Source organism: Alkalispirochaeta americana (genome assembly GCF_900156105.1).
GTDB classification, from domain to species: Bacteria; Spirochaetota; Spirochaetia; order DSM-27196; family Alkalispirochaetaceae; genus Alkalispirochaeta; species Alkalispirochaeta americana.
Map to the genome: position 1 here is coordinate 62,052 of NZ_FTMS01000017.1, position 15,255 is coordinate 77,306.

14 protein-coding genes are annotated in these 15,255 nt (G+C 61.1%); 8 read left to right on the forward strand and 6 right to left on the reverse strand.

Annotation, left to right across the window (positions count from 1 at the left end; translation table 11 throughout):
• Position 1: 1 nt before the first annotated feature.
• Both tsaE and tsaB read left to right on the forward strand, forming a co-directional pair.
• Positions 2 to 430: a tRNA (adenosine(37)-N6)-threonylcarbamoyltransferase complex ATPase subunit type 1 TsaE gene (gene tsaE, locus BW950_RS12420; protein WP_076489627.1), complete on the forward strand. Its 429-nt coding sequence runs from the start codon at positions 2 to 4 to the stop codon at positions 428 to 430.
• 3 nt (positions 431 to 433) lie between these two features.
• Complete coding sequence (gene tsaB / locus BW950_RS12425; protein ID WP_076489628.1) at positions 434 to 1,165, forward strand: tRNA (adenosine(37)-N6)-threonylcarbamoyltransferase complex dimerization subunit type 1 TsaB; 732 nt, start codon at positions 434 to 436, stop codon at positions 1,163 to 1,165.
• A 32-nt stretch (positions 1,166 to 1,197) separates the two neighbouring features.
• Here tsaB and csrA read toward each other — a convergent pair whose 3' ends face one another.
• Genes csrA through flgN form a run of 5 tightly spaced genes read right to left on the reverse strand, consistent with a single transcriptional unit; the run spans position 1,198 to position 5,611 of the window.
• Positions 1,198 to 1,425 carry a carbon storage regulator CsrA gene (gene csrA, locus BW950_RS12430; RefSeq protein ID WP_076489629.1) on the reverse strand — a complete coding sequence of 76 codons (228 nt, stop codon included), beginning with the start codon at positions 1,423 to 1,425 and terminating at the stop codon, positions 1,198 to 1,200.
• A 3-nt stretch (positions 1,426 to 1,428) separates the two neighbouring features.
• Entirely contained in the window at positions 1,429 to 1,869 is a 441-nt protein-coding gene (locus tag BW950_RS12435; protein WP_076489630.1) for a flagellar assembly protein FliW, read from the reverse strand.
• Positions 1,870 to 1,901: 32 nt separating this feature from the next.
• Positions 1,902 to 3,149, reverse strand: coding sequence for a flagellar hook-associated protein 3 (locus BW950_RS12440; protein ID WP_076489631.1), 1,248 nt, complete (start codon positions 3,147 to 3,149; stop codon positions 1,902 to 1,904).
• A 10-nt stretch (positions 3,150 to 3,159) separates the two neighbouring features.
• Positions 3,160 to 5,067, reverse strand: coding sequence for a flagellar hook-associated protein FlgK (flgK, locus tag BW950_RS12445; RefSeq protein WP_076489632.1), 1,908 nt, complete (start codon positions 5,065 to 5,067; stop codon positions 3,160 to 3,162).
• A gap of 19 nt (positions 5,068 to 5,086) precedes the next feature.
• Positions 5,087 to 5,611: a flagellar export chaperone FlgN gene (gene flgN, locus BW950_RS12450; RefSeq protein WP_159438799.1), complete on the reverse strand. Its 525-nt coding sequence runs from the start codon at positions 5,609 to 5,611 to the stop codon at positions 5,087 to 5,089.
• A gap of 123 nt (positions 5,612 to 5,734) precedes the next feature.
• Here flgN and fabZ point away from each other — a divergent pair, with 123 nt between their 5' ends.
• Together fabZ and BW950_RS12460 are read left to right on the forward strand one after the other, a co-directional pair.
• Entirely contained in the window at positions 5,735 to 6,157 is a 423-nt protein-coding gene (fabZ, locus tag BW950_RS12455) for a 3-hydroxyacyl-ACP dehydratase FabZ (protein WP_076489634.1), read from the forward strand.
• Entirely contained in the window at positions 6,154 to 8,058 is a 1,905-nt protein-coding gene (locus BW950_RS12460) for an AMP-dependent synthetase/ligase (protein ID WP_076489635.1), read from the forward strand. The genes fabZ and BW950_RS12460 overlap by 4 nt, the downstream gene beginning before the upstream one ends.
• A gap of 52 nt (positions 8,059 to 8,110) precedes the next feature.
• On the opposite strand, the gene BW950_RS12465 is transcribed toward BW950_RS12460, so the two are convergent.
• The gene (locus tag BW950_RS12465; protein WP_076489636.1) at positions 8,111 to 9,850 is read right to left on the reverse strand and encodes an SPOR domain-containing protein; all 1,740 of its coding nucleotides are present in this window, start codon (positions 9,848 to 9,850) and stop codon (positions 8,111 to 8,113) included.
• Between the two features lie 112 nt (positions 9,851 to 9,962).
• Between BW950_RS12465 and loaP the strand changes: the two genes are divergently transcribed.
• The 4 genes from loaP to BW950_RS12485 are packed head-to-tail and all read left to right on the forward strand — an operon-like array spanning position 9,963 to position 15,251.
• Positions 9,963 to 10,553 (forward strand): antiterminator LoaP, encoded by a 591-nt coding sequence (gene loaP, locus BW950_RS12470; RefSeq protein WP_159438800.1) that lies wholly within the window; start codon positions 9,963 to 9,965, stop codon positions 10,551 to 10,553.
• Positions 10,550 to 12,016: a nucleoside-diphosphate sugar epimerase/dehydratase gene (locus BW950_RS12475; protein WP_076489637.1), complete on the forward strand. Its 1,467-nt coding sequence runs from the start codon at positions 10,550 to 10,552 to the stop codon at positions 12,014 to 12,016. The genes loaP and BW950_RS12475 overlap by 4 nt, the downstream gene beginning before the upstream one ends.
• Before the next feature lie 35 nt (positions 12,017 to 12,051).
• Positions 12,052 to 13,236, forward strand: a complete 1,185-nt coding sequence (locus tag BW950_RS12480; protein ID WP_076489638.1) for a DegT/DnrJ/EryC1/StrS family aminotransferase — start codon at positions 12,052 to 12,054, stop codon at positions 13,234 to 13,236.
• On the forward strand, positions 13,233 to 15,251 hold the full coding sequence (locus tag BW950_RS12485; RefSeq protein WP_076489639.1) for a xanthine dehydrogenase family protein molybdopterin-binding subunit: 2,019 nt from the start codon (positions 13,233 to 13,235) through the stop codon (positions 15,249 to 15,251). The genes BW950_RS12480 and BW950_RS12485 overlap by 4 nt, the downstream gene beginning before the upstream one ends.
• Positions 15,252 to 15,255: the final 4 nt, after the last annotated feature.

Sequence of the window (15,255 nt, forward strand, 5' to 3'; positions counted from 1 at the left end):
GATAGCCGAAACACACACCAGCCGTTCCGAGGAAGAGACAGCCCTCACCGCCCGGAACCTGGCGGAACGCATCCGGCCCGGGATGATCATCACCCTTCAGGGAGACCTGGGGGCAGGCAAAAGCGTTTTTGCCCGGGCTCTGGGAAGAGCCCTGGGGGTGGAGGAGCCCATGCCAAGCCCGACCTTCTCCCTGGTCCACGAATATCAGGGACGTCTTCCTCTCCTGCACATCGATCTCTACCGCCTCTCGGGGGAGGATGAGTTCGACTTGCTCGGGCTGGAGGAGGCCATGGAGGGGGCGGCAACTCTGGTGGAGTGGCCTGAACGGGCACCCCGGCTACTGGAGGAAGCGGCTGTGCGTGTCACCATCACCATTGCTTCACAGGCCCCGCACCCCCATGACCAAATCAGAACAATCACGATAGAATAGGCCATGCGAACGATCGCTCTTGATACGGGAAGCTCCATTTTGGCCATCGCTGCCGCCCGGGGGCACGAGATTGTGCAGATCCGGGAGCTTCCGCCGGAGTTCCGCCACATCGAGAACCTGACCCCTGCCCTGGAGGAGCTCCTCCGTGAGGTAGGTTGGTCTCCATCCTCTCTGGAAGCACTGGTGGTGGCGGCAGGGCCGGGAAGCTTCACCGGATTGCGGGTTGGCATGGCCGCCGCCAAGGGGCTGGCCCTGGCCTGCGGAGCGCCGGTCGTCTCGGTTGATTCCCTGGAAGCCCTGGCAGCAACCGAAACAGCAGCAGATCCGGCCTTCCAGGGACTCCTGGTGCCGGTGATAGACGCCCGCAAGGCCCGGCTCTACGGAGCGCTCTTTCAGCAGGATGCGGCAGATCAGGAACTGCCCGGACGATTCCTGGAAAACAGCGATCTCCCGCCCCGGGAGCTGGCCCGGGCCATAACCGCTCGGAATCCTCGGCGATGGAAGCTCACGGGAGCCCTAGACCCGGAGGTTCTCTCGCCCCACATGCCCCGGGAGATCCTTGAGCGACAACTGCCTGCTCGTCATCCCCGGGCATCCTCGGCCCTGCCCGGCCTGGTGAGGTGCGGTGCAGCACGGCTCCGGCAGAATCAGGTCGACGATCCCTACGCCGGCCCGGCCTATCTCCGTGCAGGTGATGTGGGAGAGGCCAAGAACTATCCCCGCTTTTCGGGGTGAGTCCCGGCTGATCCCCGGAAGAGGCCAACGGACTAGGGGGAGATCAAATCGGAGAGCCCCGAGAGATCGTCCGGGGCCGAGCGGGCAGCCGCCTCGTTTTCAGCCTGGATCGCTTCGAAAACTTCCCGGCGATAGACCTTTACCGACTCGGGGGCGACAATCCCCAGCTTGACCTGATCACCGCGAATCTCCACCACCGATATCTCGATATCGGAGCCGATCATGATTCGCTCTTTGGTCTTTCGCGCAAGAATAAGCACGGCCTACCCCTTTCCCAGGAGAGAGTGCTGAAGCCCCCAGCGCGAGTCCAGGGAGATCGCCTGCCGACCCAGCCTGTCGCGGCGATTCACGATGAGCGGCCCCTGGAGATTGCAGGTCGCCCGCCGGTCGTCTCCCTCTCGTGCAATGGTGACGATCGCAAAAACCAGGAGGTCGTCAAAATCGGGCTTTCCGATTTCGGCAAGATCCTCGGGGTCTATATCAAGTTCGTACCGGGACTCCACCAGGTAGGGGTTCACCAGAATAAAAGCCAGCTCCCGATCCTCCAGGCTTTGGAGCCAGAGGAAGGGCTTGTGCACGGCATCCAGCAGGGCATACCGCCGAAACCGCTCGAAACCAAAGAGACCGGCCGGAAAATGAATCAGCTGTTTCTCCTGAACCGTGACCGTCCCGTAGGGTTTGCTCTCGATCGTTACATCCGTCATCGTTATCGAACCTCGCTCACCAGCAGAATCGTCTACCGGAGAAAATCAAGCAGCGTGGGCTGGATGACCCGGGCAGAAACCCCCAGGGCAGCGCGATGGGTCATCTCCAGCATCTTCAAATCGGTAATTGCCTCGGCAAAATCCACGTCGGTGAGGCGGGAATCCTGGCCTTTCACGTCGAGGATTTCCATATCGTTGCGCTTGTAGCTCCCCTCGAGACGAGCGTTGACTGCACCAATTTTCCCCAGCGTGCCGAACATTGAATCCAGGGAGCTATCCACAGCGCGAAGCCCCCGGGAGCCGATAGCTTCCTGATCGCCGCTCATCATCTGATCCCGAAGAGCTATGAGGGAATCAAAGACTGACCCTCCCGAGACCCTCGCCGAGGGAGCGATATTTCCGGGAGGCCGGTCCTCGCCGGACGCGATGAGTCCCAGATCCTGCAGGACCTGCGATCCCGGTCCATCCTGGAGCCAGATTTGCCGGGGACTGGTCCCCTCGATTACCAGGCTTGAATGAACAGGATCCAGGCGCGCCCGCACCCCCGCTCCGGCATCGTTGATCTTCTGGATCACCGAAAAGGCCGTGTCGCCTTCGCGGAGGGTAATATCCACGCCGTTCACGGAAAAGGTTCCATCCTGATCAACCTGGTACTGCCGGGCATCCTGGCGGGACTGAATCTGCTGCGACTCGGCCCAAAAGACGCGGTTTCCCGGCAAGTTGGCTTCCACAAAGACATTTTCGCTGACTTCGGCCGACTGGGCCGTGATCGTTCCCTGGTAATGAACCTCGGTGATCATCCGCTGGTTGTCGCCAGTGACCATGCCCGTGAGAACCTGGAAGGGCTGCTGCTTTGTGCGGTCCCCCGAAAAGATCGTGGTGCCGTCGGAACCCCGGGCGTTTCCCAGCTCCACCATCTCCTGAAGAATCTCGTTTATCTCGTTCCCCATGTGCCGGAGGTCCTCGGGTGCATACGTGCCGTGCGCACCCTGGACAGCCAGTTCCCGCGCCCGCTGAAGGAGATCGACCGACCGCTGGACATAGCCTTCGGCGATCTGGTTCCTGTCCTTGATGGTGCCGATGTTGTCGCCGAAACGCTCGAGGCGCACCGTATAGGAGCGATACCGCGTGGCGTGGGCAGCCGCCAGGGGATCGTCCCGCAAGTTGGTAATCCGCGACTGCGTGGCAACCTGATTCTGGAGCTGTTGCATTGCCCGGGTGCGTTCCCGCAGATAAAACTGCATGGAGTCATTCGGCAAATTCGTGCTGATGCGTTGCATGGTTCTGCTCCTACGATCCGAGTCGGTTAATGATGGTATCGAGCATGCGATCCACCGTGGTGATAAACCGTGCTGCCGCCTGGTAGCCGTGCTGGAACTTGATCATCTGGGCCAGTTCCTCGTCCAGGTTGACCCCGCTGATGGATTGCCGCAGATCGGTCAGGTCCTTTCGTATCCGTTCGCTGGTGCGCAGCGAAATCTCGGCCCGTTCTCCCTTGAGTCCCACCCGGGCCACGGAATCGGCAAAATAGTCGTCCAGCGTCTCTTCCCGACCAATGCCAACGGGGGTGTTTCGAATTTGGGCGATCGCCAGGGCAGCCCGGCCATCGCCGATCTCACCGGGTTCTCCAGCCACGGAGAAGGAGCTGGCGACACTCAGCGGCTCCCGCTGGACTTCGGGGTTAACGGCAATCCACCCCGAGGGGTTCTGCAGGGGGGCCACCGAATAGGACGGGCTCGCCCCCAGGGAGTTTTCACCCCGGAGCCCCAGGACGGCATCGGCTTGATTCCAGACAAAGGCCCCGGCAGGGCCGCTCTCGTTCAGAAGGCCCGAGTAGCCCGTCAGAAACTGCCCGCTGTCTTCAAGATGGCGCAGAACAAAATCGGGGGTGTCCCGATCGGCTGCTACAGTTCCTTTCAACTCGAGCTGCCCCGTGCGGTTGAGCCGGGCTGTGACCTCGGCGCCTGAATTATTGATTCGGGCGATCACATCTTCCACGGTGTCCCGGGCTCGATAGGGAACTTCGATGATCCCCCCCGGGGCAGCCCCGGAAGAGGCCGAGAGACGCAGGGTACCGGCCAGGCCAATTTGGGCTTTCCCGTCCAGGGAGTTGGCACCGCTGAGACGGAAGATATAACTATGATCAAGCTCACCGTCCTGGTTTATATCGATGTTCCCCTGGGCATCCAGAACAGCCGGGTGTTCCACAAAAAAATCGACACCGCTCCGGCCGTTTACCCCGTAGCCCTCGCGGTGAATTTCGTTCACCAGGTCAGCCACGTTGACCACCAGCGTATCCAGCGCCTGGATTTCTTCCCGGAGATCCCGATCGCGCAGTTCCTGAAGGGCCCCCAGGGAGCCGCCCCGGAAGCGGATCGCCTCGCCACTGTGCTCCCAAACCACCTCGCTATAGCCGTTGTTCTGCCTGTTTGGTTCCAGATCAAAGGGCCGGGCGATTCGCCCCTGGACGATATGGTATCCTGCGGTGTATACGCTAAACTCGTCGGGGTTTCTCTCGTCCACAGTGATATCCAGGTGTTCGCTCAGACGATCCACCAGCAGATCTCTTCGGTCCAGGAGATCATTGGGGCTGTCTCCCGCGGCCCGGACCCGTACGATTTCCTTGTTCAGGTCGGAAATATCCGAGATGAGGGTATTAATCTGCTTCACCCCGCCCCGTATCTCCTCTTCCACCATCGTCCTGATTCTGTCCAGGTTCTGATACCGGAGACGAACCCCCTCCACCAGAGCTTCCCCCCGCTGAAGAACCGCCTCGCGGGAGGCTCGCTGGTCAGGATAGAGCGAAAGTTCCTGCCACCCATCCCAGAAGCGATCCATAAGACTTCGCACCGAGGAATCACCCGGTTCGTTGTAGACCTGCTCAAGCTGCAGGACGTAGCGCTCCCGCGTGGTCCAGTAGGACTCGTCCCCCAGGGCAGTGATGATCCTTCGGTCCAGCAACTCGTCGCGGACCCGCTCAACCCGGGCGATATCAACACCCTGGCCGATCTGGCCGGGAGTCTCGGCACGGTTCAGTCCGGGCCGATAGAGGGGATGCGTCGGAGTAAACTCCACACGTTGACGGCTGTAGCCCTCGGTGGAGGCGTTTGTCAAGTTGTGACCTACGGTCTGAAGCGCTCGCTGGTGGGCCATGATGCCCCGTTTGCCCAGCTCCAGCCCGGAAAAGGTAGACTGCATTAGTTCCCCCCTGTACCCTTCACTGGTGGTGATTCACCATCAGGGCCGTTCCCGCTGTTTCGGCACCCATATTCCCCTGACCGGTACGGGAATAGCCAGGAGCAGCCCATTCGGGAAAGAGTTCTCTCAAAACCTCACGGTTTGTCGCCATGGAGGAGCGCAGGTACGTGTCCATCGAGGCAGTGTTGCTCTGGAGACGGAGAACAGCCACCTTCAGAGCCCGGTAGGCCTCGCTCACATCGGCCCGAATCTCCCGGGGAAGTTTCGCCAGAATCGCTGCCAGAGACCTCCCGGTCTCTGCGGCCTGAGCCAGGTCATGAAAGGCCTGATCCCGTTCGTTCTCGATCCCGGCAAGGGCCTCACCCAGGGGATGAAGCTCTTCCAGGAGTTCCTCCAGGCGATCCCAATCCCGACGAAGAACCTCCGTCTGCAATGCCTTCTGGTGGACCGTAAGTTGATCCAGCAACGAGGTCTGACGCTGGAGACACTCCAGCAGGCGGGCCGCCCGGGCCGGAATCATGGGCTGATCTGCAGAACTCTTCACCTGTTCCTCCACCCTTTCCTTATCGACGGAACAGGAACGTTCATTTAATCCTCTTCCTGCGATTGTGCGTTGATTCCAGAGGTGGCATACTATGGGTGAACCTATTCTGAGAAGGGAGCAACCATGACTATTACTGATCTGATACCACATAGAGATCCTTTCCTCTTTGTTGACAACCTGGAGACGGTCTCCGAGAAGGAGATCGTTGGAACGGTCACTTTTGGGCCGGAGCGCCCCTTTTTTGCCGGCCATTTTCCTGACTACCCCGTGGTGCCGGGTGTTGTCCTGGTGGAGAGCATGGCTCAATGCGGCGGGGCCGGTGTGCGGCAACTGGGCGTCCTGGGAGAGAAACTTTTCTTCCTTGCATCGATTCAGGGTGTCAAGTTTCGTCGCCAGGTACGACCCGGCGAGACGGTGCGCATGACCGTTACCAACCAGCGGATCAGCCCGCGAATGCTCCGGCAATCAGGGGTGGCTACCGTGGATAGCGAGGTTGCCTGCGAGGCAGAGTGGATGTGCCTGGTGGGAGATGCACCAGCCTCATGAAACCCAGAGAAACAATTCCGAAGCGCCTGCGAGAACGGGCACAACAGCACGCCCAGCGCCCCTTCAGCTGGAGCAAGGACGAGAGCAACGTCTTCCAGGCAACCTCCTTCGGCGAGATGTGGCAGCTGGTCACGGCCCTGGCCTGGGGGTTCCGCGATTTAGGGGTTTCCCGGGGAGATCACGTGGGAATCATCAGCCACAACCGACGGGAGTGGCTCTTTACCGACCTGGCTATCCTGGCCCTGGGAGCAGCCGATGTCCCCCGGGGATCCGATTCCACCGCCGATGAGGTTGGCTATATCCTGCACCACGCCGACTGCAAGATAGTGATCGCCGAAGACCCGGCGCAGTGTGAAAAGATTCTCTCCCGCCAGGGTAATCTCCCCCTGCTGGAAAAGATCATCCTCTTTGATGATTACCAGACGCCCCGGGATCGCCCGGCACCTCAGGGAATAGAGCTGATACCCTGGCAGGAGGTTCTGGACCGGGGGAACGCCGCCGGCCAGGAGGGTCGCCGGGAGATCGAAGAAGAGGTCGATGCCGGAGATTCCGACGATGTGGCAACACTTCTGTATACATCGGGAACCACGGGAGAGCCCAAGGGGGTCATGCTCACCCACCGGTCTTTCCTCTTTCAGATGGACCGGATCGTGGATATCCTTTTCCTGAAGCCTCACGATATTTTCATGACCGTCCTGCCTATCTGGCACTCCTTCGAGCGGGCGATCGAGTATATCTGCCTGAACTACGGGACCAGCCTGGCCTATTCAAAACCGATCGGGAAGGTCATGCTGGCCGATATGGCTCGCCTCCGGCCGGCCTGGATCACCTCGGTGCCACGAATCTGGGAGGGCATCCGCTCGGCGGTGCTGCGAAACGTGAGCACCCAGAGCCCTCTGCGGCAAGCGATGTTCTATTTTTTCCTGGGGGTGAGCGAGATGCATTCCGGAGCATATAATGCTGTACGGGGACGGATACCCCAGTTTCAGCGGCGCTCACGGATTATCGATGCCCTGGTCGCGATGGTCCCCCTGGTGATACTCACCCCTTTCTGGTTTCTGGGAGATCTTCTGGTTTTTCGCAAGATACGCCAGCGTCTGGGTGGGCGCTTTGTTGCGGGCGTCGCCGGCGGAGGAGCCCTCCCCCCCCATGTGGACCAGTTCTTCCGGGCCGTGGGCATCACCGTCCTTGAGGGCTACGGTCTCACCGAAACAGGGCCGGTCCTTTCGGTTCGCCTCCAGAAAAACCCCATCCCCGGAACGGTGGGCCCCCTTCTTCCCGACATCGAGTACCGGGTGATCGACGAGAAGGGCCGGGAAGTTGGCCCCGGCGAGAAAGGCGAGCTTCACGTGAAGAGCCCCCAGGTTATGCTGGGCTATTACAAGAAACCTGAACTCACCGCTGAAGTTCTCCAGGAGGGGTGGCTAAAAACGGGGGATCTGGTGGTTTTTACCCATACCGGCGATTTCAGGATCGTGGGGCGCTCCAAAGAAACGATCGTCCTCCTGGGGGGCGAGAACGTGGAGCCCCAGCCGATAGAAGAGGCGATTCTCCAGTCTGACTACATCGATCAGGTGATGGTGGTAGGGCAAGACCAGAAGTTTCTGGGAGCGCTCATCGTTCCAAACGAGGAGTTGCTGCAAAAGCTGGCCCAGGAGCTGGAGATCGACTACGTAGAGCGGGAAGAACTGCTGGAAAACGAGGCGATCCACTCGCACCTGAGCCAGCAGGTGAAGGAACGGGTGAACAGCAAAACCGGCTTCAAAAGTTTTGAGCAGGTTTTCCGCATTCATCTCCTGCCCCGACCCTTTGAAGTGGGGGGAGAACTCACCCAGACCATGAAGATGCGCCGGAACGTGATCGCCGAGAAGTACCGACGGCAAATCACCGCGCTTTTCTAGATACTGCCAGCCAGACCGTTCGCATCCCCGGCCTGAAAGGGCCGGGGATCTCTCACCCTCTCACATCCTCACCGGGCCGGTTGTCCGGGGTGGTGCGCAAAAAGGCGTCCCGAAATCCCTGATTGCGAACCTGGTGCAACACCGTTCCCCGCTCGTCCGCCGAGAGGGGGCCTACAAAGACCCGGAATATTCCAGGACGGGGGCTCCCGTCTTGAAAGGTGACCGCCAGAGGAAGGTCCTCTCCACCGTTTTGCAGGATCCTCACCGCCCGGAGGGCACTCTCGTGCTCTCCCATGGCAGCAACCTGCACGTAGTGGGCACCGCTCTGAAGGCTATCTACCAGAGGCAACTCCCCAGGGACGGCCAAAGAGGGGGCCCCTTCTTCGGGGGTAACTTCTGGTTCGGGCACAGCCTCTGCCTCCGGGAGAGGCGAGGGTGCGGCCACGGCCGGTTTCATCTCGGGATCTTCCTCGGGATCTTCCGAATCCGGTACGTAGTCGGGGCTTCGAAACTCGGCCGGTTCCAGGGTTATCACCACGTCGGGAGAATAGGGAGTCACCTCATCGGCCGAGGGCTGGACCAGTTCGGGCAGTTCCGGTTCCTCGGGTTCGGCCTCGGGTTCCATCGCTATCTCGGGTTCGACCTCGGGGGGGGCAGCCTCAAGCTCCTCGGGTTCCCCGGGCGCTATCGCTATCTCGGGCGTGATCTCGGGTTCTCCTTCTCGGGGCACATCAGCCAGAGGAAGTTCGATGGCCACCTCGGGGGGGTGCGTTCCGGGGGGCGGCACCAGATGATCAGCCTCGTCCTTTTCGACAGGGGGTTCCCGATCCATGGCCTGCTTCGGTTCCATGGCCTGCTTCGGTTCCACGGTCGGCTTCGGTTCCACGGCGGGAAGCGCCACCAGGAGCGGTGCTTCACCCCGCAGAGCCCGGTCAACTTCAAGAATTCGTGCCGTCAAGGGATCCTCCCCCACCAGGGAATCGACAACTTCGGCTCGAGTAGCGGGAGCATCCCTGACGACCGCCTCTTCGGGCGCTTCAGGGAGCGTCAAGACCACCCCGAGAGGAGCTCGCCCGAGGGGACGATCGGGAATCAGCGGTGGATCAAGCAACGGAACTGGCAGGACCTCCTCGTCCTCCCGAGGAGGAAGAGAGATATCGGGCAACACACCGTAGACGTCGGGACCCGGGAGCGCCTCACCCTCGACCTGGGCGACCTCCCGGGGAGGAAGCTCTACCTGCGGGGCAACAGTCTCCTCCGCCCGGGGAAGTGCCTCAGCCAGGGGTTGCTCGTCGGGAAGTGAGGGAGCGGGATCTGCAGGACGGACCTCCGCTTCGGGCTCGACCCGTCGGACCAGATCGCCTCGAACATCTCTGTTGGGGTCTCCCAACTCTGCCGCAGGATTGATATCGGGATCGGGGTGAAAGGGGAGATCCTGATTCGGGTCCACCGCAGTCAATCCGGGCAGCCGTACCTGCCGGGCCGAGACAGAAACACTCTCACCGCGACGGAGACCCAGAGCACGAGCAGCATCATCGGAGAGGAGCATGAAGACCCCGGGCTCATCCACGCGGGAAACCACCACCACTCGCACCGATTCTCCCGTTACCTCGCTGGTGACATCAACCATGGAGTTGAGAGGATGGGCATTGGATCCCGCAAAGAGTCCCTCCGGCGGAAACTCTCCGTATCTGCCGACCACCGCCAGGCCACCCCGGCCGCTTTGGGCAGCCACAGGCAACGCAGCCACCAGAATAGCCGCAGTTATCGAGAGAAAGAAAATCCGTCGCATACTCATCTCCGTATCACCTCTGTAAGGAATCATCGGCAGGTGCGGGAAGGTCTTTAGAGAGGAGCCTCTCCAGTTGCGAATTGCCCGGGGCCGTGCTATTTTCTCAGGCACCGTGACGTCTGAATTATATTATGCCATCCAGGTACTCACCGGGGAAGAGCAACTCTTCATGCAAAGAGTCGAAAAGCAGATACACCGCATTTCGGGAGCCCCGGGAATCCCGGCCTGTCGGCTCCGGTGGCCCCGGCGAACCCTCACTATACGCCGAAAGGGAAAGAGAGTTACCACAATCCAGCCGATCTTTCCCGGCTATCTTTTTCTCGAGACTCCGGAGGTAACTCCCGAATTGTATCATCTCCTGCGAAGATCCTCGGGGTTTATCCGGTTTTTGCCGGAAAATCACGCCCTGATTCCCCTGGAAGCAAAAGAACTCCGGCTGGTGCAGCATCTGCTCTCCTTCGGGGATGTCCTGAAAGAATCCACGGTCACCTTCGATACAAACAACCGGATTGTCGTGAAGGCCGGGCCTCTCCAGGGCCTTGAAGGCCGGATTGTCAAAGTGGACAAGCGAAAAGGCAGAGCGAAGGTGCAACTGGACCTCTACGACACGGCTTTTCTCATTGATCTGGGATTTCGGGCCCTGGAAAAAGCCCCCGATCCTCCCTGCGAACCTGCGAAATCTTCTGTCCGGGAGCCCTCATGAGCACCACCAGGATCTGCGTGATCGGAGCCGGCTTTGCCGGTCAGCAAATAGCCCGCGAAATTTCCCAGAAAGAGATCTTTGGCCGCGTTGTGGCCTTTCTTGACGACGACCCGAAAAAAATCGGGACCTCGATTGCCGGGATTCCTGTACTGGGCCCGATCGCCCAGGCGGCTCCTCTCCTGGAAAAGACCCCCGCCGACGAGGCCTTGATCGCAATCCCCAGCGCGTCGAGGGAGACCCTGCGAGGGCTCTACCAGACGCTCCGGGAGGCCCGTTTTCTCCGTATCAGGATACTCCCTACGGCCTCGCAGATCGTGGGCGACGAGGCTCACGTGATCCAGACTCGAGAGATCGACCCCCAGGATCTGCTGGGGCGGACTCCGGTGAACATCAATCTGCGCGAAGCCCTCTCCTATTTGCGGGGACGGCGTGTTCTGATCACCGGAGCCGGGGGAAGCATCGGCAGCGAACTGGCGAGGCAGCTTCTCTTCGGGGGCGCCGAGCGGCTTTATCTCCTGGGACACGGCGAGAACAGCATCTACGAGATCGATGCAGAGCTGCGGCTGCTTCAGAGCGAGGGGGTAGGAGAGAGCGCCACGATCGTTCCCATTATCGGCGAGCTCACCGACCGAAAGTACATGCACTTTCTCCTCGGCCGTCTGAAGGCCGATGTGATCTTTCATGCGGCAGCCTACAAACACGTTCCTCTGATGGAGGAAAATCCCGTCGCCTCCATTCAAAACAACGTCTTCGGCACCCGAAACCTCCTGGAGGCGGCCCAACAGAACGGGGTAAGCCGGGTGGTCCTGATTTCCACGGACAAAGCCGTGGATCCCACCTGCGTATACGGGGCAAGCAAGAGCCTGGCCGAGGAGATCATGCTCTCCGGGACGGGGCCTTGCTCATCTCTGGTGGTGCGCTTCGGCAACGTCCTTGCCTCCCGGGGAAGTATCCTGCCCCTCTTCCGACGGCAGATCGAGACGGGAGGCCCCGTGACGATCACCGACCCCCGGGCGACCCGGTTCTTCATGACCATCCCCGAGGCGGTCTCGCTGGTGCTCAAAACGGGGGGAGTCGGCACGCCGGGGGCCCTTCATGTGCTGGATATGGGAGATCCCATAAATATCCGTGATCTGGCAGAACAGCTCATCCGCTTTTATGGCTACGAACCGGACCGGGACATTCCTATCCGGGAGATCGGCCTGAGGCCGGGAGAAAAACTCACGGAATCACTTTTTGCCCCCCACGAGATTCCCCGGGGGGAGCCCCTGGAACGAATACACCGGATTGAAGGGCGAATCTCCCTGGTACCGGACCTGCAGGAACTCCTGGAGATGCTGGAACCGGTCTGCTTCTTTGACCAAACCCGCCCTTCCGAGTATCGTAACCGCTGGAGACTGCGCAGGATCCTCAGGGAGATCTTTCCCGATCTGCAGCAAGCCCCTCACGAGCCCCAGTACTGATCAGGAGATCAGGAGATCAAGAAGGAGAGAGACCGGTGCGGGAAGTTCCCTTTTCAAAACCCTCGATCGGCCAGGAAGAGATCGATGCAGTTACGCGGGTCCTGCAAAGCGGCTGGCTCACAACGGGGGCGGAAGCTCTGGCCTTTGAGAAAGAATTTGCCCTCCGGGTGGGCTCGGCCCAGGCCCTGGCAGTAAACAGCGCCACGGCGGGGCTCCACCTGGCCCTGGAGGCCTGGGGGGTTTGTGCCGGTACGGTGGTGATCGTTCCCAGCCTCACCTTTACCGCCACGGCCGAAGCGGCCCACTATCTGGGAGCGTCCATAGCCTTTGCCGACATCGACCCCGAGACGCTTCTTCTGGATCCCCGGCAGGTGGATCGCCTGGCCGACTCCCTCCGGCGCCAGGGCCACCGGGTTAGCGCTATCATCCCCGTCCACCTGGCCGGTGCTGTCTGTGACATGACCGCCCTGCGCGATGTGGCCCGACACCACGGAGCTGCCCTGATAGAGGACTCAGCTCACGCCTTTCCTTCGGAAACACCCCGGGGCTACGCAGGAACCCTGGGAGACGCAGGGGTCTTTTCCTTCTACGCCAACAAGACGATCACCACCGGCGAAGGAGGGATGATCTGCACCGACAACGAGGACCGGGCAGAACGGATGCGCACCATGCGAACCCACGGAATCGACCGCCCCTCCTGGGATCGTTACCGGAGCAGTCGGGGCAACTGGTACTACCAGGTGGTGGCGCCAGGCTTCAAGTACAATATGCCCGACACAGCAGCCGCGATTGGGAGGGTTCAGCTTGGCCGGGCTGACGAGCTTCACCAGGCCCGCTCTGCCGCAGCGGCCCGCTACCGCTCCATGCTTGAACCCCTGGCCGGGGCCGGGGCTCTCACGATGCCACCCGATGCTCCCGGCCACGCCTGGCACCTCTTTGTGGTGCACCTTGCCCCGGGCCGTGATCGGGACGCCCTCATCAGCGACCTTGCCCGGGCACGGATAGGCTCCTCGGTCCACTATATACCGCTCCATCATATGCCTTTCTGGAAAGCGGCGGCGCTCTCTCCCCCAGGACAGGGAGTGGCAAAAGAACCCGCCTTCGGGCTGCCCTGCACCGATGCAGTGGCAGGAAGAATTCTCAGCCTGCCCCTGTATCCGGGAATAACCGAAGAGGAACAGTGCCAGGTCTGTTCCGTCCTGGAGGAGATACTCCTGTGAAAACCCTGCGCCATTACCTGTGCGCCCGGCCCATCATCGCAAACCGGGCAGGAAACCGGATCGTTGCCCCCGAGGAGTTCTCGCTGGATTACCCGGAGTGCCTCATTCTGGAAAGCAGCGCCAGCTCCCCCGAAAACCTTTCTCCCCGGGAATTTCTGCCCCCGCCCTTCGAAGCGGTCCCCCTTCTCCCACCAGCAGCGGTTCACCCGGGCCAGATCATCGCGATTGTTATCGGCCCTTCCTGGAAAGAAGCAGACCGCGCTGCCGGGGCGATCAGCCAGGAACAGGACCGGTCTCTCTCCACCGAGAGCCGCATGATCTGGAGCAGCGGCGATGCTTTGAGATCATCCTCTGTTGATCCTGACGAAGAGACGCTGCGGGACACCCACCTGGTGCAGGGCCTCTACGAAACAGGAGAGCAGCAACACCGTCTGGATGCGCCTCTCTGGGCCGAGGTCCGCACCAAAAAGGACCAGCTTCATCTGCGAATTCCCACGCAATGGCCTGACCACGTGAGACAATCCCTGGCCCAGGCTCTGAGAATTCCCCTGGCCCGGATCAGTCTGGACGTTGTCCCCGTGGAAGGAGGCCGCGACGGAGCGCTCTTTTTCCCCAGTCTCCTGGCCTGCCTGGCCGCGCAGGCCCACCGCCTGGCACAAGCTCCCCTGCGCCTGGCCTTGCGCAACGATCAGATCGCCCTCACAGGAGGCAGAAGCCCTTCCACGGTGCGTTACCTCACCCGCGTGAACAGCACAGGAGAAATCCTCCGGAACGAGATCGACATACAACTCGATTGCGGTGCCTACCCCACTTTGAAAGAAGAAACCCTGAGTCGCCTCCATCTGGCTGCTCAGGCGCTGTACGCCGGCCCGTCCCCCCATGTGAGCGCCCGGGCGATTCGTACTGCCTATCCTCCTCTGGGAGCCTTCGAAGGAGTCGGCACAGCCCAGGTCAGTTTTGCCCGGGAAATACACTACAATCGCCTGGCGGGAATCGCCGAAGAGGACCCGATCCTCTGGAGAAAAAAACTGTTCCGTCCCGAATGGCCTCTTTTGCATAATCTGGCCGATACGGTGGCAGAGAACGCCGATTTCCACCGGCGCTACGCCGCCCACGAACTGGTACGGAAGCGACGGATGCAGCTCCCCCGGAACAGCGCCTCCCTGAAAGGAATCGGCTGCGCCTTCGGCGAACAGATCAGCGGCATGACCTCGGGACGCGAACGGGGATCGGTGGCGCTACAGCTGGAACAGGACGGGTCTGCCCGGATCTTCTGCTCCGTACCTACCCCCACACCCCGCCTGCGACAAGCCTGGAGGGCCATTGTAGCCCGGGAGTTGCAAATTCCCCTGGAACAGGTAACCCTGGAAACCCGCTACGACGAGCAGCAGGACAACTCCGGACCCAGAATCTTCTCCCGGGGAGTATCGGTTATCCCCCGAACCCTTCTGTCAGCCTGCGAAGCGGTGCAGAAGCAGCGCTTTCGGGAACCGCTCCCCATTCTGGTGCGCCGATCCATCAAATCTTCCCGGTCAAAACGTTACCCCGGAGATGCCCTGCGGTCCCTGGGGGCCGCCGCCGTCGAGGCCACCCTTATCCCGGCTACAATGGAGATCGATGTTCGTTCCGTCACCATGGCCGTTTATGCAGGAACGATCCTGGACCGCCAGTCTGCCGAGGCAGAGCTTCGCCGCGGGATCTACCAGGCCCTGAGCTGGGCCCTGAAAGAACCTCTGGACCGGGGCGCCCGGCAGACCAACAAGGAGGCAGAAATCCTGGGCGACCCCGAGGTGCAACGCCAGTACACGCCGGGTTTTCTTGGCGCGCCTCCCCGAATAAAAGTGATCTTTGTGCCCGGCGGGAAACGGGACAGCTCTGTGGGGGTAGGAGAACTCCCCTTTCTCACCGTCCCGGCGGCCCTGGTGAGCGCCCTGTCCCAGGCCAGCGGCCTCTATCTTGACGGTATCCCCGCTCGTCCCCGGGAAGTTCTGCGCATGCTCCAGGAGGAGGAGTAAGACC